This is a genomic window from Mesorhizobium sp. M0243 (assembly GCF_040321775.1).
Lineage (GTDB): Bacteria > Pseudomonadota > Alphaproteobacteria > Rhizobiales > Rhizobiaceae > Mesorhizobium.
Genome location: NZ_JAMYSF010000004.1, coordinates 46,243 through 65,060, shown reverse-complemented (window position 1 = coordinate 65,060; position 18,818 = coordinate 46,243). Strand labels below are relative to the sequence as shown.

Annotated in this window: 22 protein-coding genes; 14 read left to right on the top strand and 8 right to left on the bottom strand. The window is 62.2% G+C overall.

Features of this window, described 5'->3' with window-relative positions; genetic code table 11:
• The first annotated feature begins 135 nt into the window (after positions 1-135).
• Both NKJ11_RS06370 and NKJ11_RS06365 read left to right on the top strand, forming a co-directional pair.
• A complete protein-coding gene (locus tag NKJ11_RS06370) occupies positions 136-939 on the top strand; it encodes an alpha/beta fold hydrolase (protein ID WP_352793017.1) in 804 nt (267 codons plus the stop codon).
• A 114-nt stretch (positions 940-1,053) separates the two neighbouring features.
• Complete coding sequence (locus NKJ11_RS06365) at positions 1,054-1,671, top strand: hypothetical protein (protein WP_352553357.1); 618 nt, start codon at positions 1,054-1,056, stop codon at positions 1,669-1,671.
• Here NKJ11_RS06365 and NKJ11_RS06360 read toward each other — a convergent pair.
• On the bottom strand, positions 1,655-2,584 hold the full coding sequence (locus NKJ11_RS06360) for a metallophosphoesterase family protein (protein ID WP_128303702.1): 930 nt from the start codon (positions 2,582-2,584) through the stop codon (positions 1,655-1,657). The genes NKJ11_RS06365 and NKJ11_RS06360 overlap by 17 nt on opposite strands.
• 53 nt (positions 2,585-2,637) lie before the next feature.
• Here NKJ11_RS06360 and NKJ11_RS06355 point away from each other — a divergent pair, with 53 nt between their 5' ends.
• On the top strand, positions 2,638-3,132 hold the full coding sequence (locus NKJ11_RS06355) for an NUDIX domain-containing protein (RefSeq protein WP_352792927.1): 495 nt from the start codon (positions 2,638-2,640) through the stop codon (positions 3,130-3,132).
• Position 3,133: 1 nt separating this feature from the next.
• Here the strand turns inward: NKJ11_RS06355 and NKJ11_RS06350 are convergent, their stop codons facing one another.
• Positions 3,134-4,126: a glutathione S-transferase family protein gene (locus tag NKJ11_RS06350; RefSeq protein WP_352792925.1), complete on the bottom strand. Its 993-nt coding sequence runs from the start codon at positions 4,124-4,126 to the stop codon at positions 3,134-3,136.
• A gap of 271 nt (positions 4,127-4,397) precedes the next feature.
• Between NKJ11_RS06350 and NKJ11_RS06345 the strand changes: the two genes are divergently transcribed.
• The 6 genes from NKJ11_RS06345 to NKJ11_RS06320 all read left to right on the top strand — a co-directional run bounded on the left by NKJ11_RS06345 (position 4,398) and on the right by NKJ11_RS06320 (position 9,230).
• Positions 4,398-4,934, top strand: a complete 537-nt coding sequence (locus tag NKJ11_RS06345; protein WP_352674685.1) for a GNAT family N-acetyltransferase — start codon at positions 4,398-4,400, stop codon at positions 4,932-4,934.
• Between the two features lie 61 nt (positions 4,935-4,995).
• A complete protein-coding gene (locus NKJ11_RS06340; protein ID WP_128303701.1) occupies positions 4,996-5,757 on the top strand; it encodes a 3-hydroxyacyl-CoA dehydrogenase in 762 nt (253 codons plus the stop codon).
• A 6-nt stretch (positions 5,758-5,763) separates the two neighbouring features.
• The gene (locus tag NKJ11_RS06335; protein ID WP_352792923.1) at positions 5,764-6,936 is read left to right on the top strand and encodes a CaiB/BaiF CoA transferase family protein; all 1,173 of its coding nucleotides are present in this window, start codon (positions 5,764-5,766) and stop codon (positions 6,934-6,936) included.
• A 34-nt stretch (positions 6,937-6,970) separates the two neighbouring features.
• Entirely contained in the window at positions 6,971-7,750 is a 780-nt protein-coding gene (locus tag NKJ11_RS06330) for a HugZ family pyridoxamine 5'-phosphate oxidase (RefSeq protein WP_352793016.1), read from the top strand.
• Between the two features lie 155 nt (positions 7,751-7,905).
• Positions 7,906-8,250, top strand: coding sequence for an ArsR/SmtB family transcription factor (locus NKJ11_RS06325; protein WP_023760638.1), 345 nt, complete (start codon positions 7,906-7,908; stop codon positions 8,248-8,250).
• A 164-nt stretch (positions 8,251-8,414) separates the two neighbouring features.
• Positions 8,415-9,230: a TrmH family RNA methyltransferase gene (locus NKJ11_RS06320; RefSeq protein WP_352721701.1), complete on the top strand. Its 816-nt coding sequence runs from the start codon at positions 8,415-8,417 to the stop codon at positions 9,228-9,230.
• Between the two features lie 91 nt (positions 9,231-9,321).
• On the opposite strand, the gene NKJ11_RS06315 is transcribed toward NKJ11_RS06320, so the two are convergent.
• Complete coding sequence (locus NKJ11_RS06315) at positions 9,322-10,458, bottom strand: coiled-coil domain-containing protein (protein WP_352630089.1); 1,137 nt, start codon at positions 10,456-10,458, stop codon at positions 9,322-9,324.
• 189 nt (positions 10,459-10,647) lie between these two features.
• Positions 10,648-11,184, bottom strand: a complete 537-nt coding sequence (locus tag NKJ11_RS06310; RefSeq protein ID WP_245273156.1) for a DUF1134 domain-containing protein — start codon at positions 11,182-11,184, stop codon at positions 10,648-10,650.
• Positions 11,185-11,575: 391 nt separating this feature from the next.
• Between NKJ11_RS06310 and chpT the strand changes: the two genes are divergently transcribed.
• Positions 11,576-12,205, top strand: a complete 630-nt coding sequence (gene chpT / locus NKJ11_RS06305) for a histidine phosphotransferase ChpT (protein WP_024504504.1) — start codon at positions 11,576-11,578, stop codon at positions 12,203-12,205.
• Positions 12,206-12,444: 239 nt separating this feature from the next.
• On the top strand, positions 12,445-12,849 hold the full coding sequence (locus NKJ11_RS06300) for a response regulator (RefSeq protein ID WP_032901484.1): 405 nt from the start codon (positions 12,445-12,447) through the stop codon (positions 12,847-12,849).
• 103 nt (positions 12,850-12,952) lie between these two features.
• Here the strand turns inward: NKJ11_RS06300 and ctrA are convergent, their stop codons facing one another.
• Entirely contained in the window at positions 12,953-13,648 is a 696-nt protein-coding gene (ctrA, locus tag NKJ11_RS06295) for a response regulator transcription factor CtrA (RefSeq protein WP_006203583.1), read from the bottom strand.
• Positions 13,649-14,100: 452 nt separating this feature from the next.
• Between ctrA and NKJ11_RS06290 the strand changes: the two genes are divergently transcribed.
• Positions 14,101-14,478: a flagellar export protein FliJ gene (locus NKJ11_RS06290; RefSeq protein ID WP_013529907.1), complete on the top strand. Its 378-nt coding sequence runs from the start codon at positions 14,101-14,103 to the stop codon at positions 14,476-14,478.
• Positions 14,479-14,564: 86 nt separating this feature from the next.
• Here the strand turns inward: NKJ11_RS06290 and NKJ11_RS06285 are convergent, their stop codons facing one another.
• Positions 14,565-14,963: a winged helix-turn-helix transcriptional regulator gene (locus tag NKJ11_RS06285; protein WP_023809911.1), complete on the bottom strand. Its 399-nt coding sequence runs from the start codon at positions 14,961-14,963 to the stop codon at positions 14,565-14,567.
• Positions 14,964-15,053: 90 nt separating this feature from the next.
• On the opposite strand from NKJ11_RS06285, the gene NKJ11_RS06280 reads away from it, so the two are divergent.
• Positions 15,054-15,980 carry an NADP-dependent oxidoreductase gene (locus tag NKJ11_RS06280; RefSeq protein ID WP_023809912.1) on the top strand — a complete coding sequence of 309 codons (927 nt, stop codon included), beginning with the start codon at positions 15,054-15,056 and terminating at the stop codon, positions 15,978-15,980.
• Positions 15,981-16,044: 64 nt separating this feature from the next.
• Here NKJ11_RS06280 and sciP read toward each other — a convergent pair whose 3' ends face one another.
• Entirely contained in the window at positions 16,045-16,320 is a 276-nt protein-coding gene (gene sciP, locus NKJ11_RS06275; protein WP_013529904.1) for a CtrA inhibitor SciP, read from the bottom strand.
• Between the two features lie 288 nt (positions 16,321-16,608).
• On the opposite strand from sciP, the gene mnmA reads away from it, so the two are divergent.
• Positions 16,609-17,799 carry a tRNA 2-thiouridine(34) synthase MnmA gene (gene mnmA, locus NKJ11_RS06270; protein WP_352792922.1) on the top strand — a complete coding sequence of 397 codons (1,191 nt, stop codon included), beginning with the start codon at positions 16,609-16,611 and terminating at the stop codon, positions 17,797-17,799.
• Positions 17,800-17,823: 24 nt separating this feature from the next.
• On the opposite strand, the gene NKJ11_RS06265 is transcribed toward mnmA, so the two are convergent.
• Entirely contained in the window at positions 17,824-18,789 is a 966-nt protein-coding gene (locus NKJ11_RS06265; protein ID WP_352792921.1) for a Gfo/Idh/MocA family protein, read from the bottom strand.
• Positions 18,790-18,818: the final 29 nt, after the last annotated feature.

The following is an 18,818-nucleotide window of genomic DNA, read 5'->3' as shown; positions in this document are numbered from 1 at the left end:
CGATTGCCGATTGGTGGCCAAGTTCTGTACACAACCGTACGATCGCGAAAATTTTACTGGTCATCACGTTGGACTAGGAGCAATTCAGCCATCATTGGTGTCGCGCATTCTGCAATAACAAAAAAATCAGCTTTCATGACCGCATCACTTTTTGCCGCCGAAGAGGGTGTTGGCTCGAAGGCCATCGTCCTGCTGCACGGTTTCGGCGGCTGCCATGATGTATGGCGCGAGGTGATTTCCGCCCTGACGCCTTCCACGCATACGCTGGCCTATGATCTGCCTGGGTATGGGATGTCGCTCAATTTTCCCGCCGCCGGTCCGGCCAGGGTGGCGGCCAAGGCCGTGCTCGCCGATCTCTCTGAGCGTCGCCTGAAGCGCGTTCATCTCGTGGGCCACTCGATGGGCGGTGCCGTGGCGGCGCTGATGGCGCTGGCCGAGCCTGAAAAGATAGCCTCGCTGACGCTTCTGGCGCCGGGCGGCCTTGGCCCCGAAATCAATGGACCGCTATTGCGCCGCTATGCCGAAGCCTCGGATCGGTCCGAGATCCGCTCCTGCCTCGCCGTCATGTCGGGACCTTCAGCCCCGCCACTCGAACATATGGTGGACACCCTTTGGGAAATGCGCAGGCGACCCGGCCAACTCGAAAAGCTGGTCGAGATCGCAGCCGCCATGACCGTGGACGGTCGGCAAGGCGTCATCCCGCACGATCGCCTCGATGGACTGAACATGCCAGTGATGGTGGCATGGGGAACCAACGATGCGGTGCTGCCCTTTACCCAGGCGGATGACCTGCCGGCGCATTTTCACGTGCACCACGTGCTGGAGGCCGGCCATATGCTGGCTGAGGAAGCCCCCGGCCTTGTTGCCGAGATCATTCGCCGCAACACCAATCGTCGCGCCAGGCCACATCGCCAGAAATTCGCCGCAGCAGCCAGCTGACCTTTTTCGCGCACGACAACCTTCCTAGGCACCCCGGGGCCGTCGATCTCGCCAGTGCATTTTGCCGGCGGCTGTGTTAACCCAGTCTTAACCAAACCCACGAGGCAGACGCCGATGAAGGAAGCAGGCGAGAAGACCATCGACCAGTCGAGGAAACTGTCCGATGCCATCCGTGATGTGAAAAATGCCTTCGCCGACCGCGACGACGTCGTCGTCGACATGCGCGAAGCGCATCGCATGCGTCTCGATCTGCTTGCCGCCGAGTTGGCGCCGGTTTTTGCCGATGTTCCGGCCGACATGGACAATTTCGACTTTGTCGTCTCGTCCGGCTTGCAGCCGCGCCTGTGGATCGACGCCATCAGCCATGTCGCCATGGGGCGCGACCGCCGGACCTATCGCTTCCTCAAGGACACCCGTATCGGCCGGGTGGTGCTTGCCGAATCCACCGAGATGAAGCCGGTTGCCGATTCCGTGACACGCTATGTCGCCGAGCGCATTGTCGAGCGTCAGAGGATGCTGGAAGGCGGCGTCGAACCGGCCGTCGCCGGCATGAAACGTGCCTATGTGCCGGAAGCCGAACCGCCGCTGCGCGCGACGGCGCGCGGCAAACGCTGGTCGGCCTTTCTGTCCGGGCTTGGCCTTGTGGCTGCCGGTGCCCTGGTCGGTCTTCTCGTGTCCATCGTCCTATTCTGGGACCGCATCGTCGCCATGGTAGTCAGCTTGCGGCCATAGCGGCGCCAGTCACGGCACCGAGTTCCAGCGTCTGCAGATCGGATGGCGGCATGGACGGCCCGGTCAGGCCGCGCCGCGTCAGCCGGATCCGCCAATTGCCCGTCTCGCCGTCAATGTCGAACAGATTGTACTGCGCCGCCGGGTTCTTGCCGCCCGGCGCCTGGCCGGCGGCGGCGACGCCGACCGCTGGGATCCTGACGCCGCGATCGCCGATGAAGAACAGCGACGGCAGATGTGAATGGCCGTGCAGGACAAGGTCGGCGCCGTGGCGGCGAATGATCTTGTTGAAGCGGGCAATGCCGAACAGCCGCTTGTGCTGCGGGACCGCGCCGCGCACCGGCGGATGATGGATCATGATGGCGCGGAACAGCCCCTGTCCGGCGGTATCCCCGAGGATTTTGCCGAGCCGCTTCGCCTGGCCTTCCATGAAGAAACCATTGGCCATGAAGGGTGCCGTGGCGCGCGCCGTCGAGACACCGATCAGCGCGACGTTGCCGCGCACGCGCAGATAGGGAAATGCGTTACGATCGACCGGCGTGTTGACGCCGTCGCCGCTCATCCACGCCGCCCAGGATCGGCAGACCTTGTCGAAGGCGCCTGGCACATAGGCGTCGTGGTTGCCCGGAACGACCGAAACATCATGCGCCGGCCCCAGCGTCTCCAACCAGTGCCTGGCCATCTCGATCTCGCCGTCAAGTGCCAGATTGACCAGGTCGCCGGTGACGGCGAGGTGGTCAGGCGTGTTCGCCTTGATGTCGGCGACGATCGTGTCAATGACCGCATCATGCATATGGCGGCGGCGGTTGCGCTGCCAGTTGACATAGCCGAGCACGCGCTTGGAGGCGAGATCGCGATAGGATACATCGGGGAGCGGCCCCAGATGGACATCGGAAATATGCGCGAGCCTGAACATACAACCTTCATAGGCGACCCGCGCGCGGCTTTCCACCCACGGTTTCGCTATCAATGACGAGCCCTGAAGATGCCTTCCGCCAGACCGGCTGGCCAGGTTTGAGGGCCAGGCTGTTCCATCTCTATTTCGTGCTGCGGAGGCCGATGACGCTTGGCGTGCGCGGCTTGATCCACGACAGGGCGTCCAGGTCCGTCTTCCTTATTCGCCATACCTATGTACCGGGCTGGCAGCTTCCCGGCGGCGGCGTCGAAGTCGGCGAGACGATGAACGAGGCACTGGCCCGTGAACTGGCCGAGGAAGGCAACATCGCTCTCACCGCCCCGCCGGTGCTCAAATCGATGCATTTCAACCGCCGCTCCAGCCGCCGCGACCATGTCGGCTTTTATTTGCTTGAGCATTTCAGCCAGACGGCGCCGAAGCTGCCGGACCACGAAATCGCCGAAGCCGGCTTCTTCCCGCTCGACGGCTTGCCCGAGGGCACGATGCCGGCGACGCTGCGCCGGATCGCCGAGGTTTTTGACGGCGAGCAGCCCTCGCCCTACTGGTAGATCAGGCTGCCGCTTTCTCGAAGCGCGCCCGGTCATGCCGTGCGGCATAATCCAGATCCGGTCCGACAGGCACGATCCGCGTCGGATTGATTGTCTGGTGGCTGCCGTAATAATGCGCCTTGATATGATGCAGATTCACCGTCCCGGCCACATCAGGCACCTGATAGAGATCGCGCAGATAGTTGGACAGGTTCGGGTAGTCGGCGATACGGCACAGATTGCATTTGAAATGGCCGACATAAACCGGATCGAAGCGCACCAGCGTGGTGAACAGCCGCCAGTCGGCTTCGGTGATACGATCGCCGACGAGATAGCGCTGCTTCGACAGCCGCTCCTCCAGCGTATCCAGCGCTGTGAACAATTCACCGAACGCCTCTTCATAGGCACGTTGCGTGGTGGCGAAGCCGGCGCGATAGACGCCGTTGTTGACCGCGGGATAGACCAGCGCATTGATCCGATCGATCTCGCCGCGCAACGCCTTCGGATAGAAATCGAGGCTGGCGTCGCCCCATTCGTCGAAGGCTGAATTCAGCATGCGGATGATTTCGGAAGACTCATTGGAGACGATGGTTTGTTCCTTTTTGTCCCACAGCACCGGCACCGTCACCCGGCCCGAATAGGCGGGATCGGCCTTGGCATAGATCTGGTGCAGGAAGTCGAGGCCGTAAAGCGTGTCGCCCGTGGCGCCATCCTCAGCCAAAAACGTCCAGCCGTTGGCGCCCATGAAATGATGCACCACTGACACCGATATGACGCCTTCCAGCTTCTTCAGCGCGCGAAAGATCAACGTCCGGTGGGCCCACGGACAGGCAAGCGAGACATAGAGGTGATAGCGGCCGGGCTCGGCCTTGAAACCGCGCGTCCGGCCTTCGGCAGGCGCCCCGTCAACGGTGATCCAATCGCGCCATTGTGACTGCGCCCGTACGAACCTGCCACCGTTATCCGCCGTATCATACCAGCGATCCTGCCACCTGCCGTCGACCAGCAATCCCATGCAAATCTCCTTGCGTCCTTTTTGCCTATTTAGGCGCAAGGTTGGCCTGTCGAAGGCGTCAGGTGCTGAACAGACCGTCACTTGGCCGAAACGACGGACAAAAACGGCCGATTGCAGCGGCCGAAAATTGATGCTAGCGGACAATCCGCATGTTCGACTTTGCTTTGATCCGGTTTGACCGACGACGAAAGGGCGCCCGCGCTTGATGAAGCGCTGACTGGCGAATGCTGCCGTTTGCAGCAACCTTCCTCCTTACCGGAACGCAAAGACCATGAGCCTTGCCGACGTGAAATACCTGCCGGAAACCCCGGCGCATGACCTCCAGATCGAAGCCATCAACGACGAAGCCTTCGGGCCGGGCCGCTTTGTGCTGGCCGCCTACAAGATCCGCGAAGCCGGAGGGCACGAACGCTCGCTGTCCTTTGTCGCCGTCGACGGCGACATTGTCGTCGCCTCGGTGCGCATGACCCGCATCGCCGCCGGTGCCGGCCGCGCATTGATGCTCGGGCCGCTCGCGGTACGGCCGGCCTTCAAGAATCTCGGCATCGGCCGCCGGTTGGTGGCGATCGCGCTGGAGGCCGCCGCCCGGGCCGGCGCACCTGCCGTCATGCTGGTCGGTGACGAGCCCTATTACGGGCCGCTCGGTTTCAAGCGGATTCCGCGCGGCCAGATTTCGATGCCGCGCCCCGTCGATCTCGACCGGCTGCTGTCGCACGAGATCGCGCCGGGCGCGGTAGCCAGGCTCTTGGGCGAGGTCGGCCACGCCGATCAGGCCAGGGTGGCCGATCCTACCGCGGCGATGGCTTGACCTTTCCCTTCGATCTGGCGCCTGATCCATCCCACTGTTCCCGAGATCAAAGGATGACGCCATGAACCCGAACGGCCAGATCGCGATCGTCACCGGCGGCGGCTCCGGCCTTGGCGAGGCAACGGCGCGCGCGCTGGCGGCCAAGGGCGCCCGCGTCGCCATCTTCGATGTCGGTATCGATCGCGCGGCCAAGGTCGCGGCCGAGATCGGCGGTATAGCCGTCCAGTGCGACGTCAGCAGCGCCGACAGCGGGACCGCTGCCCTCGCCGACGTTACGGCCAAGCTTGGCCAGCCACGGATCCTGGTCAACTGCGCCGGCATCGCCATCGGCGTGAAGACGATCGGCAAGGATGGTCCCCACCCCCTTGATCAGTATCGCAAGGTGATCGAGGTCAATCTGATCGGCACGTTCAACATGATCCGCCTCGTTGCCGAGCGCGCGTCGAAGCTCGAGCCGCTGCAGGGCGGCGAGCGCGGCGTCATCGTCAACACCGCTTCGGTTGCCGCTTATGATGGCCAGATCGGTCAGGCCGCCTATGCGGCTTCCAAGGGCGGCGTCGTCGGCATGACGCTGCCGGTGGCGCGCGATCTTGCCCGTTCCGGCATCCGCGTCTGCACCATCGCACCCGGCATCTTCAAGACGCCTATGATGGCCGGCATGCCGCAGGAAGTTCAGGATTCGCTGGGCGCCGCCGTGCCATTCCCGTCGCGCCTGGGCGAACCATCCGAATATGCCGCTCTCGCCCTGCACATCGTCGAGAACCAGATGCTGAATGGCGAGACCATTCGCCTCGACGGCGCCATTCGCATGGCGCCGAAATAGAAGGTCATGAGCGCCGGCCTGTCCGCTGCCGCTAAAACCGGTCCGCTGGCCGGGCTGAAGGTGATCGAGATGGCCGGGCTCGGCCCGGTGCCGCTGGCCGGCCTGATGCTGTCGGAGATGGGCGCGCAAGTGTTGCGCATCGAACGGGCGGGGACGAGCCAGTTCCTGTCGCTGCCGGATGAGTACAACATCGACCGCCATGGCCGCGCCGTCCTGCGCCTCGACCTGAAGCGCCGTGAAGGCACCGATCTGTTACTGCGCCTTGCCGAAAAGGCGGACATGTTGCTCGAAGGCTTTCGCCCGGGTGTCATGGAACGGCTCGGCCTCGGCCCGGAAGCGGTGCAGGCGCGTAATCCGGCGCTGATCTACGGCCGTATGACCGGCTTCGGCCAGGACGGTCCGCTCGCCGGCCGCGCCGGCCACGACATCACCTACCTCGCCTATAGCGGCGTGCTGCACGCCATCGGCCATGCCGACGGCCGTCCCGTCCCGCCGCTCAACCTTGTCGCCGACTATGGCGGTGGCGCCATGATGCTGATTGCCGGCGTGCTGGCCGCCCTGTTCCAACGTTCTCGCACGGGCAAGGGTGACGTCATCGACGCAGCGATGGTCGACGGCGCCTCGATGCTGGCGGTGCCCCTGCACGCCTTGACGGCGGCCGGCTTGTGGAGCGACAAGCGCGGCGCGAACCTGCTCGATTCCGGCGCCCCGTTCTACGACACCTATGAGACGGCGGATGGCGGGCACATCGCCATTGGCTGCCTCGAGCCGCAATTCTTCGCCGAATTCGCCAGGCTGCTGCCGCTCGACGAGCACTTTGCGTCCGGCCAGTACGACAAGGCCCTGTGGCCGCCGATGCGCGCCGCCATTGCCGAACGGGTCCGGCAGAAAGCGCGCGACAACTGGGACCTGCTGTTTGCGCAAACCGATGCCTGCGTGGCCCCCGTCCTGTCGCTGCAAGAGGCGAAGCACCACCCGCACAATCGGGCGCGCAACGCCTTCGTGATGGCGGGCGCACTTGAGCGCCCTGCCCCGGCGCCGCGTTTCTCCGGCTCACAGCCGACACCGGCGATCAGGCCCGCCGACAGCGATCTCGCCCCGTCGAAGGTGCTGGCACGTTTCGGGTTTTCGAAAAACGAGATCGACGACCTTGCCAAATCCGGTTTGTTTGACAGATAATTGGAGAAAGAAAATCCACTTATTGAGTGATGCCTTGGACGAGCCGAAGAAGGACGTGATCTGCGAGACGGACGCCGAAGCGATCCGGCTGGCGAAGACGCTTCTGCGCAACGCCCGCTTTGGCGCGCTGGCGGTGATCGAACCGCAAACCGGCTCACCGCTGGCCAGCAGGGTCGGCGTGGCCACCGACATCGACGGCGCGCCGCTGATCCTGGTGTCGATGCTCTCGGCGCACACCGGCGCCCTGCTTGCCGATCCGCGCTGCTCCCTTTTGCTTGGCGAACCCGGCAAGGGCGACCCGCTTGCGCACCCGCGCCTGACACTGGTCTGCCGGGCGGCACGGCTCGATCGCGGATCAAGCGAACACGCCCGCGCCGAGCGCCGTTATCTCAACCACAATCCCAAGGCGAAACTTTACGCCAGTCTCGGCGACTTTTCGATCTTTCGCCTCGAGCCGCAACGCGCCAGCCTCAATGGAGGTTTCGGCAAGGCCTATCATCTCGATCGGTCGGATCTGCTCACCAGCGGGCCGATCGTCGAGGAGCTTGCGGCGAGCGAGCAATCCGCCATCGATCACATGAACGCCGACCATCTTGACGCAATCGCCGTGTATGCCCGGCATTTCGCGACAGCATCCGCCAACGGCTGGACCATTACCGGCTTCGATGCCGATGGCATGGATCTGGTATCGGGTGATGACACTTGCCGGGTTTTCTTCCCGCAACCCCTGGTGGCAGTGCGCGAATTGCGACACGTTCTGGTCGAGATGGCCAAGAGCGGCCGGGCCTCGGTCGACGCCGGAGACTGGACTTAATTATGTTTGATCAAAAGCAACACTTGAGATTTAAATGAAATGCTCTACCTTTTGCTGGTGGCGCTGAATCGCCAGCGTCGGTTGACAAGTGAGTTTATGGAATCAGACGCCATTGCCCCCATGGCGTCGGGATGAACAAGAAGCATGGGGCATCAATGGTCTCGACAAAGCTAATCGTCAACGCCGAATCCGCGGCCGAATTTCTCATGCTGATGGGCAATGAGAAGCGGCTGTTGATCATGAGCTATCTCGCCGACGGTGAAATGTCGGTCGGCGCCATCGCCGAGAAGGTGATGCTCAGTCAATCGGCATTATCCCAGCATCTGGCCAAGTTGCGTGCGCTCGACCTCGTCGACACCCGCCGTGACAGGCAGATGATTTACTATTCCTGCAAATCCGACGCCGTGCGCGAACTGCTTGTCATGCTGGACGGCATTTTCGGCAGCGGCAAGGATGACTTGTCCCAGATGGCGCACCGTTTGCGCCGTGCCGGAACCTGACCACATAGCGCCGATCTCGCCGGTGATTTCAGAGCGACATGCGCCCATCCGGGGCGTACAGAGCTGGCTGATTGTCCCGAATTGTCGCATCGTGCTTTCCAAACAAGGTGAGCGCCGGGAAGCGGTCCGGATTTTCGGGCCGATGCGACGGTCGCGAGGAATGCATGGATCCCATTCGCATCGACGACCCGCAAGATCCGCGCGTCGCTGCCTATCTCGACATTCGCGAGCGTGACCTCGCCGGCCGGCAAGGCCGCTTCGTCGCCGAAGGCAAGGTGGTGCTCGACCTGCTGCTCTCGACCGGGCGCTTTGCCGCCGAATCGATCCTGGTCCTGGAAAACCGGCTGGCAGGTCTCGACAACATCCTGAGCAAGGCGCCCGCCGACCTCCCGGTCTATGTCGCCACCAGCGCGGTGATGGACGCTATCGCCGGATTTCATATGCATCGCGGAATCCTGGCCATTGGCCGCAAGGGAGAGCCGCAGCCGGCCGAAGACCTGCTCGATGGCTTGCCGCCTCGGGCGCTCGTCGTAGTGCTCGTCGGTATCGCCAACCATGACAATGTGGGCTCGATCTTCCGCAATGCCGCCGCCTTTGGCGCTGACGCGGTTCTGCTGGATGCGACATGCTGCGACCCGCTCTATCGCAAGGCGATCCGCGTTTCGGTCGGCGCCGCGCTCAAAATCCCCTTCGCATCGTTCTCCGACACCGCCGGCTTCACAACGATGCTCGCCCGACGTGGCTTCGAACAATTCGCGCTGTCGCCACGCGGGAAGACCGACATCCGCGATGCGCAGCGCAGTAAGCGCCTGGCGCTCTATCTCGGCACCGAGGGCGAAGGCTTGCCGGACAACCTGCTCGCAAGCCTGCGCAACGTGCGGATTACCATGGCGGAAGGCTTCGACAGCCTGAATGTCGCCGCGGCTTCAGCCATCGCGCTGCATCATTTTTCGGCTAGAGCAATTCTAGGAAAAGTGTGAAGCGGTTTTCCGTCCAGAATTGCGTCAAAGCAAAGAGTTAGGGCATTTCGCCGTTTCCGTGAAACGGTGAAATACTCTAAAGAAGCCTGATTCAGCTTGTCGCGTCAGCCTTCTGCAGCGCGCGCACGCGGTCGGCAAGACTGCGGTCATCGTTGCCGGAGCGGGCGTCCGACGGTACCGCCAATGCCTTGGCGATCGGCGAACCAGGCCCCTCGAGCTTGGCCGTCAGATGGACGACCTCCGCCGCCAGTTCGTTCATCTGCTCGCGCAAGGCGGAGCTGCTGTCCGTGGCCTTGGACACTGCCAGTGCGGTGAGATCCGCCTTCAGCCGCTTGTTCTCTCGCGCCAGCGCCGCCAGCCTCGCCTCGAGCTGCTCACGGTCACTGTCGAGCTTGGCGATTGCCTTGTCGAAATCATCGCTCCCCGCGACATCGCCGCCCTTGCCGACCAGCCGCAAGGCTGGCGCGCTGTCTTCGGATTTCGATCTTTCGCGCATGCGTGCCAGTTCCTTTTCGCGGCGGTCGAGTTTGTCTTCGCGATCGGCAAGTGTGGCCAGCAGCCGCTCGACCTTCTTGTCGAGCTCGGCGGTCCTTTTCTTCTCGGCTTTCAGGGCCTCCCGCGCGGCCTTGCTTTCAGCCACGATTTCCTGGCCGCGCCTGTCGGCTTCCTTGCGCTGGCCGCGCAGCATCGCAATGTCACTGGCGAGCTTCTGCATTTCGGACTCTCGCGCCACGAGCTCGATCTGCCGGCTGCTCGAGGAAAAACTGGCGTCGTCATACATGCGCTCCAGCTTTTCCAGCTCAACTGCGCGCTTTTCCAGCTTGCGCTCGGTTTCCTTCAGCCGCTCCGAAAGCTGCTGCAACTCGCCCTCTCGTTGACGCAGCGCTTCGTTCTTCGCGCCCAGCTCGGTCAGCGCCTGGTTCTTGTCCGTCCGCTCGACCGCCAGGCCCTTTATGGCCTCGCGACCGCGATTGATCTCGACGAGTTGTTCGGCCGCCTTCTCTCGCAACGCCTTGACGCCGATTTCCAGGCGGCGCGTCGTCATAGCGTATTCGGCGCGGATGCGATCCTTGTCCGCCTGGATCTCGGTTTGCGTCAGAGGGATCGAGGATTCGACGCGTCTGCGTGTAAGCGCGACCGCACGACGCCATATGGCCGGAGCCACCATGAGCGCCAGAAAGCCAGCGCAGAGAAAGCCGAGGACGAAGAACAGGACCGACTGGACCAAGTGACTACCCGTTGTGGCCGGTAAGCATCAAACCAGATAAACCAAAAGCGCATAGAGCGCTTGACTGTGCCACGTTGACATGGCGGAAATCCAGCGTTGCGGCAAGGGTTTGCCGCAACGCCACGAGTTTAATGCATGTCGACCCAAAAGCGGTCCCGGTTTTGGGCAACGACAGCCAAGGACTTCAGCTTAGAACGGATTCCAGGTGGCGCGCTCGGTAAGCTTCAGATAGCCGAGATTGACGCCAAGCCGGGCACCGACACCGGTGCGGATCGGCACCAAAATCACATTGTTGTTCTTCAGCACGTTGAAGCCGACGCCAGCCACCACATAGGCCGAACCGGCGACGCCGCCATAGCGGTTGTAGAGGCTGCCCACATCGTCGAGATTGTAGACCAGCATCATCACCCGCGACCCCTCGCCGCCGAAATCCCAGCCGAGTGACGGGCCTTGCCAGAACACTTTGTGGTCGCCGGCATTCTTGGTGTAGAGCGTGCCTTCGCCATAGGTCAGGCCACCGATCAGCGCACCCGAGCCTTCTTCGCCCAGCAGATAGCCGTTGGGCAGGCCGTAGGAGGCAAAAATCTTCTCGATCACCGTGGCGAGCCCGCCCGATGTCGCGCCAAAAAATTTGTGACCGGAATCGACAATCTCCTGAGCGGTGTATTCCTGGGCCCGCAGGGCTGAAGTCGAGAAGACGAGAACGCCCAGGAGCGTGACCGCCATTGAGAAGACACGGAGAAAGCTCCGGTCGTAGTATCGGGAAAACATGCTTCCAATCTCCGTCAGGGAGCACCTTCGCCGACGCCTCGCACCCCGTACGGCTCTTTTAGCCGGCCGTTAAGGGTAACTGTTAGGGGCAAACTATGCCGTAATCCTTTTTCAACCATTAAGCTCACACATGAACATGGCGGTTCGAAGGCTGTTTGGGGTCGCTCAAGTGGGGCCGGCAGCCTGCGTGAACACGCCATTTGCCACAACCACAATTTGGATTTGTTGCTGCACGCACGGGCGCTGTGTATTCAGAAAGCCCGAGGAGAGAGTGCGTGATTCGTGTGGCAGGCGACGATCGATCGCCCGGCCACGAGTTGTGAGATTTTGCAGGGATTTTTCGCCGATGGCCGATCTGTTCACCCTTTCCGCACCCGATCTGGCAGCGCTTTTGTGCAGTCGGGTCTGCCACGACATCATCTCGCCGGTCGGCGCGATCAACAACGGGCTCGAATTGCTTGATGAAGGCGGCGCCGACGAGGACGCCATGAAGCTGATCCGCCAGAGCGCCCGCAACGCTTCGGCCCGCCTGCAGTTCGCCCGCATCGCCTTCGGTGCCGCCGGCTCGGCCGGCATGTTGATCGATACCGGCGATGCCGAAGCGGTCGCCATCGCCTTCCTCAAGAACGAAAAGCCGGAACTGACCTGGAACGGGCCCCGCGCGTTGCTGCCCAAGAACAAGGTCAAGCTGCTGCTCAACCTGATCCTCGTCGCCAATGCCGCCATTCCGCGCGGCGGCAAGCTTTCCGTGACGCTGGAAAATCTTGAGACCGAACCGCGTTTCGCGCTTGCGTCGGCTGGCCCGATGCTGCGTGTGCCGCCGAAGTTCCTCGAACTGCATTCCGGCCACAAGCCGGAGGAACCGATCGACGCGCATTCCGTGCAGCCCTACTACACGCTGCTTCTGGCGCGCGAAGCCGGCATGACGATATCGATCCACGCGACGCCGGAAGAAATCGTGCTTTCTGCGGCCTGATTGCGCAGCCGATAAAGCGAAGTATTTCTACACTGAAATCTGTAATTCCAGCTCATCGACTTGGGAGGCATCTGTTCGTCCAGGCAGTGCCAAAGCATTCGCGAATAAAAGCAGGCACCTGCCCATCTTTGTAAAAATTTTACCTAACGCCTTTTCGGCTTCTTTACCAGATTGGCCTATGGTCCGCCCTGGATGCCCCCGACGCTACCGGACTGCCAGAAGGCAAAGAGGACCCGGAAATGAAACGCTGCATGTTCGTCGACGATTCAAGCGTCATCAGGAAGGTTGCAAAACGCATCCTGGGCGGCTCCGAAATGATTGTCATCGAGGCTGCCAGCGGACTTGACGCGCTGGAGATGTGCGCCGCCGACATGCCCGACATCATCGTCGTCGATGGCGCCTTGCCCGACGTACCGGCGGTCGATCTCATCCGTCGCGTCCGCGCCATGGAGAGCCCGATAAGGCCGCAGATCCTGATTTCCCTGGTCGAGCTCGATATTGCTTCGATCATGCGGGCCAAGCGCGCCGGCGCCCAGGGCTATCTCTTGAAGCCGTTCAACCGCCCGCAACTGCTCGAGCGCTTTCGCACCTTGAAGAGCGCACCTGATTCGGCACCCTTGAGCAATTCCAGAAAAAGTGCGTGACGGTTTCCTGCTCGGAAGCCCAAAAACAGACCGTTACCAGCCCGTCATGCAAAAACCCGGCCGAAGCCGGGTTTTTTTTGAAAAGATTCGAACGATTCGTCGCTCAGGCGCTGACGCGAATGTCTTCCGGTTCGCGCAGCACATAGCCGCGCCCCCAGACCGTTTCAATGTAGTTCTGACCGCCCGATGCCGCATCGAGCTTTTTGCGCAGCTTGCAGATGAAGACGTCGATGATCTTCAACTCAGGCTCGTCCATGCCGCCATAGAGGTGGTTGAGGAACATTTCCTTGGTCAGCGTGGTGCCTTTGCGCAGCGAAAGCAACTCCAGCATCTGGTATTCCTTGCCGGTCAGGTGCACGCGCTGGCCGCCGACTTCGACGGTCTTGGCATCGAGGTTGACCACCAGGTCGCCGGTGGTGATGACCGACTGGGCGTGGCCCTTGGAGCGCCGCACGATGGCATGAATGCGGGCAACCAGCTCATCCTTGTGGAACGGCTTGGTCATGTAGTCGTCCGCGCCGAAGCCGAGGCCGCGCACCTTGTCCTCGATGCCGGCCATGCCGGAGAGGATGAGAATAGGTGTCTTGACCTTGGAAAGGCGAAGCGTTCTCAAGACCTCGTAGCCCGACATGTCAGGCAGGTTGAGATCGAGAAGAATGATATCGTAGTCGTAGAGCTTGCCTAGATCGACGCCCTCTTCGCCGAGATCGGTCGTGTAGACGTTGAAACTTTCCGATTTCAGCATCAGTTCGATGCTTTGTGCGGTTGCACTGTCATCTTCTATCAGCAGAACACGCATTTCATTCCCCTTTTCTGCTGCCGGACCATTTCACGACCCGTCCGGACCCGGAGCAGTGGTTGCCTTGTGCAGAGGCTGCCATTGAATGGTTAACAAATCCTAATTTCCCGTCGATGACGGTACCAGATTTTTTAACCTCTTTCTACACCCTCTTGAATCTAATAACGAATCTCAGAACCAAATTCCTAATGCAACACATTAACAACCTGGACTAAGCGACTCCAGGGACTCATCGACGTCGCTTCCGCATCGGTGGCCGGAATTTTTACCCGGCCTTAAGTCCTGACCCGTATGATTAACAATGCCCGTAAACGAATGGTTACCGTCGGCAAAAAACTTTAGGGTTTTGTTTCCCATAGTTCGGGGAAAGGCGGTGGACACGGGTGCGGCCTGGGCGTTTCCAGGTGGTTTGGACGATAGATGCGGGTGTGCGTTTCCGGGAGTACCGAATCATGAAGTCACGTGAAAACCTCGTTCGGCTGAAACAGTTTCAGGTGAATGAGAAGCGGCGGCAGCTGCTGCAGCTCGACATGATGATCGCCGAGTTCGAACGCATGGCCGTCGAACTGGAGCTTCAGATCACCGCCGAGGAAAAGAAGGCCGGCATCACCGACATCAACCATTTCGCCTATCCAACCTTCGCCAAGGCGGCTCGCCTGCGCCGCGACAACCTCAGGAATTCCCAAAGCGACCTCGCGCAGCAGCGAAGCGCCGCCGAATCATTACTCGGCGAAGCTGAAGCGGAGCTTTCCAAGGCGGAAATGCTGGAATCGCGCGACACGAAGATCCGCGAAGCGGAAGTCGGTGGCCGCAGCGCCATGATCGGCTAAGACCTGGCGGTTTGCCGCGCCAACGCCCGCCATCAGGCTGGCGCATTGTCGCGGCTTGCGGCTCCGGCGGGAAAAATGAATCCGCCCTACGCGGCCCAATCCCCTTCACTCTCGGCAATTGCCCTTGCACGGGCATCCTTGATATCCGGCGCATGCTGCTCCGCCCATGACCTGATCTGGGTAAGCAGTCCCGCCAGGTTCTGGCCGAGCTCGGTCAATTCATATTCGACGCGCGGCGGAATGACCGGGAAGATCTCGCGCCGCACCAGGCCGTCGCGCTCGAGCACCCGCAGCGTCTGCGTCAGCATCTTCGGCGTGATGCCTTCGAGCTTGCGGGCGAGCTCGCCATTGCGCAGCCGGCCTTTGCGCAGTGCACAAACCACCAGATAGACCCATTTGCTGGCCAGCATCTCCAGCACGGTGTGCGAAGGACACGTCCGCCGGAACGCATCATAGCCGAAACCGCAATCATCTTCACTATCCATGGGGTGCGTATGTATCAGGAAGGTACATACTGGACAAGAGACTATTACTATCCAAATGATAGTGGCATCAACCGAGCAGGAGACATCTCAATGCGTGCCGTTATCCAGAAATCCGTCGGCGGACCCGACGTCCTTGTCATCGCCGATCAGCCGGATCCCACGCCAGAGGCCGGCGAAGTGCTGGTTCGCGTCAAGGCCGCAGGCATCAATCCGGTCGACGGCGCCGTCCGTGCCGGCTACTACCCCTTGCTCGGCGAGCCGCCCTTCATCCTGGGTTGGGACATCTCGGGAACTGTCGAAGCACTCGGCCCCGGCGTCACCGGCTTCAAGATCGGCGACGAGGTGTTCGGCATGCCGCGCTTCCCCAAGCAGGCGGCGGCCTATGCCGAGCTGGCTGCCGTGCCTGCCGATCAAATCGCACTGAAGCCGAAGGGCGCGGACCACCTCCAGACGGGCGCCTTGCCGCTGGCCGGCCTCACCGCCTGGCAAGGGCTTGTTCGTCACGGCCGACTGAAATCGGATCGGCGCGTATTGGTGCATGCGGGAGCCGGCGGCGTCGGTCATCTGGCGGTGCAGATCGCCAAGGCGCGCAGCGCCTACGTCGTCGCCACGGCCAGCCCGGGCAAGCTCGATTTCGTCCGCAAACTGGGCGCCGACGAAGTCATCGACTACACCAAGGGCGATTTCACCGATCAGATCCGCGACATCGATCTGGTGCTGGATCCAATGGGCGGCGACCACGCCCAACGCTCGCTGAAGGTGCTCAAGCGTGGCGGCGTGCTGGTGTCATTGCTCGATGTCAGCGACAACACAAGGGCCCAGGCCGGCGCGCGAGACATTCGGGTCGAGCGTATGTCCGTCGTGCCCGACAGTGAGGGCCTGCTGGAACTGGCTCGGTTGATCGATGCCAACAAGCTTGCCGTCCATGTGGCGAAGAGCTTCCCGCTGGACCATGCGGGAGCCGCTCACGCCTTCCTCGCCACCAAGCCGATCGGCAAGGTTGTGCTATCGCTCTGAGCGGGAGCGGTGAAAAACAGAAGGGCGCGGGGTTAGCCGCGCCCTTCGTCTAAATTCGCAATGGTCAGTGCCGGTATTGCTGGATGCGTGTGGTGCGCAGCCCGGCAAGGCCATATTCGTCGATCGACGCCTGCCAGGACAGGAATTCCTCGGTGGTGAGCTTGTAGCGTTGGCATGCCTCGTCCAGGCTCAAAAGCCCGCCGCGCACGGCCGCAACCACTTCCGCCTTACGCCGGATAACCCAGCGACGTGTATTGGTCGGCGGCAGATCGGCAATCGTAAGAGGGCTGCCGTCAGGCCCGATAACATATTTGACTCTCGGTCTAACCAGATCGGTCATCGTACTCTCTACAAAAAACTCAAAGACCCAATCCCCGCCACGTTACCGCCACAGCTTTAAAAATTGCCTAAGCAGACCCTAATGACTAGGTAAGGATCATGAACGCCGCGTTAGTCTTTTCGCCGGCATTTGAAACATCTGCCCGCAAACCCTGATTTGCCGGGGAAAATGCATCCCCTGGCCGAGATCGGACGCAACCGGTGAATCGCCCTGCACGCTGGCGCGCCGGTAAAGCTTGACCTATATTCTCGACATTGGCATTGAGGCGCCGTGCAGAACGAAAGCATCATGAACAGTCTCGATCTTCCCGGACGTCCCGAAAACACCCGCATCGTCGTCGCCATGTCGGGCGGTGTCGATTCCTCGGTCGTCGCCGGCCTGCTGAAACGCGAGGGCTACGACGTCGTCGGCGTCACCTTGCAGCTCTACGACCACGGCGCGGCGACGCACCGGGCCGGCTCATGCTGCGCCGGGCAGGACATCGACGATGCCCGCCGTGTCTCCGAGACGCTCGGCATCCCCCATTATGTGCTCGACTACGAGGAACGCTTCCGCAAGGCGGTCATCGATCCCTTCGCCGAGAGCTACGTCGCCGGCGAGACGCCGATCCCGTGCGTTTCCTGCAATCAGACGGTGAAGTTCGCCGACCTCCTGGCCACCGCCAAGGAGCTCGGCGCCGATGCGCTGGCCACCGGCCACTACATTCGTTCCGGCGCCAATGGCGCCCACCGCGCTCTCTACCGTCCGGTCGACGCCGACCGCGACCAGAGTTATTTCCTGTTCGCCACCACGCAGGCACAGATCGATTATCTGCGCTTTCCCCTTGGCGGCCTGTCGAAGCCTCAGGTTCGCGCCATTGCCGAGGAGATGGGGCTGGCGGTTGCCGCCAAGCAGGACAGTCAGGACATCTGCTTCGTGCCGCAGGGCAAGTATTCCGACATCATCGCCAAGCTGAAGCCAACCGCGGCCAATCCGGGCGACATCGTCCACATCGACGGCCGCGTGCTCGGCCGCCATGAGGGCATCCTGCGCTACACGATCGGCCAGCGCCGTGGCATCGGCATCGCTTCCGGCGAGCCGCTTTACGTCGTCCACCTCGATGCCGACCGCGCTCGCGTCGTGGTCGGCCCGCGCGAGGCGCTGGAGACGCACAAGATCTATCTGCGCAATATGAACTGGCTGGGCGACGGACCGCTCACAGACGTCCCTGCTGGCGGCCTGGAGCTGTTCGCCAAGGTCCGCTCGACGCGGCCGCCGCGCCCGGCCGTGCTGCATCATCGTGCCGGTGCCACATGGGTGGAACTGATCGACGGCGAGTCCGGCATCGCGCCGGGCCAGGCCTGCGTGCTCTACTCCGACGACGGCAACGAAGCTCGCGTGTTCGGCGGCGGCTTCATCGAGCGTTCGGAGCGTGGCGCCGAGGCCGAGGCGATGCTGACCCGGCTTGCCGCCAGGCCGGCCCAGATACCTGCCGAATAAGGTTCCCGCCGAATAATCCGCGCTTCAGGAATTCGACTTGGTGTGGGTGACCGTGCCGGCGGTCAGGATGCGCAGCACCCTGATCGCTTCCTCGCCGCTGGTACGCGGTTCGGCACGCGTCTCGATGCACTGGATGAAATGCTCCAGCTCGCGTGTCAGCGGCATGCCCTGGGCAACCGCGACATAGGACGGCTCATTGGTGGTGAAGGCCCATTGGCCGCTGTCCTGCCACACCGCGTGGCGGTAGACGGCTAGCTTGCGTTCCCATGGCTCGACGTCGTCGAACACCGCCATCGCCTTGGTGCCGACCACGGTCAGCCGCCGCTCGCGATAGGGATTGAGACGCGAGGTGAAGAGATGGCTGCGCAGGCCGTTGGGGAAGCGCATGTGCAGATGCGCGAAGTCGCTGAGACTGTCGAGCAGAGCGGCCCCCTCGCCGCGCACCTCGATCGGCTCCGTGCCGGTGATCGCCAGGATCATCGACAGATCGTGCGGCGCCAGGTCCCACAGCGCGTCGTTCTCTGTGTGGAACTTGCCGAGGCCGAGCCGGTGCGAGTGGATGTAGCGGACTTCGCCGAGTTCGCCCTTGTCGATCAGCCCTTTCAGCGTCTCGAAGGCGGGGTGGAACCGCAGGACATGGCCGACCATGAAAACGCGGCCATTGTCCTTGGCCGCCTGCACCGCACGCTCGGCGTCGGCAACCGTCAGCGCGATCGGCTTTTCCACCAGCACGTCCTTGCCGGCCGCGACGGCACGCACGGCAAGGTCGGCATGGAATTGCGGCGGCAGCGCCATGACGATGGCGTCGATATCGTCACGCACGAACAACTGGTCCGGCTCGATCGCCAGGCAGTCCTGCTCGCTGGCGAAGCCTTCTGCGCGGGCCCGGTTGGTGTCGGAGACCGCGTGCAGCGCGCCGAGCGCCTTGAGAGTGCGGATGTGGTTGCTGCCCCAGTATCCGCAACCGAGGACTGCTATGCGCGGCTTCATCTGTTTCAAACTCTAAAAACTCTTGGCCG

Coding starts and splice junctions, on each gene's coding strand:
- NKJ11_RS06370 (WP_352793017.1), top strand. CDS start 136: ATGACCGCATCACTTTTTGCCGCCGAAGAGGGTGTTGGCTCGAAGGCC.
- NKJ11_RS06365 (WP_352553357.1), top strand. CDS start 1,054: ATGAAGGAAGCAGGCGAGAAGACCATCGACCAGTCGAGGAAACTGTCC.
- NKJ11_RS06360 (WP_128303702.1), bottom strand. CDS start 2,584: ATGTTCAGGCTCGCGCATATTTCCGATGTCCATCTGGGGCCGCTCCCC.
- NKJ11_RS06355 (WP_352792927.1), top strand. CDS start 2,638: ATGACGAGCCCTGAAGATGCCTTCCGCCAGACCGGCTGGCCAGGTTTG.
- NKJ11_RS06350 (WP_352792925.1), bottom strand. CDS start 4,126: ATGGGATTGCTGGTCGACGGCAGGTGGCAGGATCGCTGGTATGATACG.
- NKJ11_RS06345 (WP_352674685.1), top strand. CDS start 4,398: ATGAGCCTTGCCGACGTGAAATACCTGCCGGAAACCCCGGCGCATGAC.
- NKJ11_RS06340 (WP_128303701.1), top strand. CDS start 4,996: ATGAACCCGAACGGCCAGATCGCGATCGTCACCGGCGGCGGCTCCGGC.
- NKJ11_RS06335 (WP_352792923.1), top strand. CDS start 5,764: ATGAGCGCCGGCCTGTCCGCTGCCGCTAAAACCGGTCCGCTGGCCGGG.
- NKJ11_RS06325 (WP_023760638.1), top strand. CDS start 7,906: ATGGTCTCGACAAAGCTAATCGTCAACGCCGAATCCGCGGCCGAATTT.
- NKJ11_RS06320 (WP_352721701.1), top strand. CDS start 8,415: ATGGATCCCATTCGCATCGACGACCCGCAAGATCCGCGCGTCGCTGCC.
- NKJ11_RS06310 (WP_245273156.1), bottom strand. CDS start 11,184: ATGGCGGTCACGCTCCTGGGCGTTCTCGTCTTCTCGACTTCAGCCCTG.
- chpT (WP_024504504.1), top strand. CDS start 11,576: ATGGCCGATCTGTTCACCCTTTCCGCACCCGATCTGGCAGCGCTTTTG.
- NKJ11_RS06300 (WP_032901484.1), top strand. CDS start 12,445: ATGAAACGCTGCATGTTCGTCGACGATTCAAGCGTCATCAGGAAGGTT.
- ctrA (WP_006203583.1), bottom strand. CDS start 13,648: ATGCGTGTTCTGCTGATAGAAGATGACAGTGCAACCGCACAAAGCATC.
- NKJ11_RS06290 (WP_013529907.1), top strand. CDS start 14,101: ATGAAGTCACGTGAAAACCTCGTTCGGCTGAAACAGTTTCAGGTGAAT.
- NKJ11_RS06285 (WP_023809911.1), bottom strand. CDS start 14,963: ATGGATAGTGAAGATGATTGCGGTTTCGGCTATGATGCGTTCCGGCGG.
- NKJ11_RS06280 (WP_023809912.1), top strand. CDS start 15,054: ATGCGTGCCGTTATCCAGAAATCCGTCGGCGGACCCGACGTCCTTGTC.
- sciP (WP_013529904.1), bottom strand. CDS start 16,320: ATGACCGATCTGGTTAGACCGAGAGTCAAATATGTTATCGGGCCTGAC.
- mnmA (WP_352792922.1), top strand. CDS start 16,609: ATGAACAGTCTCGATCTTCCCGGACGTCCCGAAAACACCCGCATCGTC.
- NKJ11_RS06265 (WP_352792921.1), bottom strand. CDS start 18,789: ATGAAGCCGCGCATAGCAGTCCTCGGTTGCGGATACTGGGGCAGCAAC.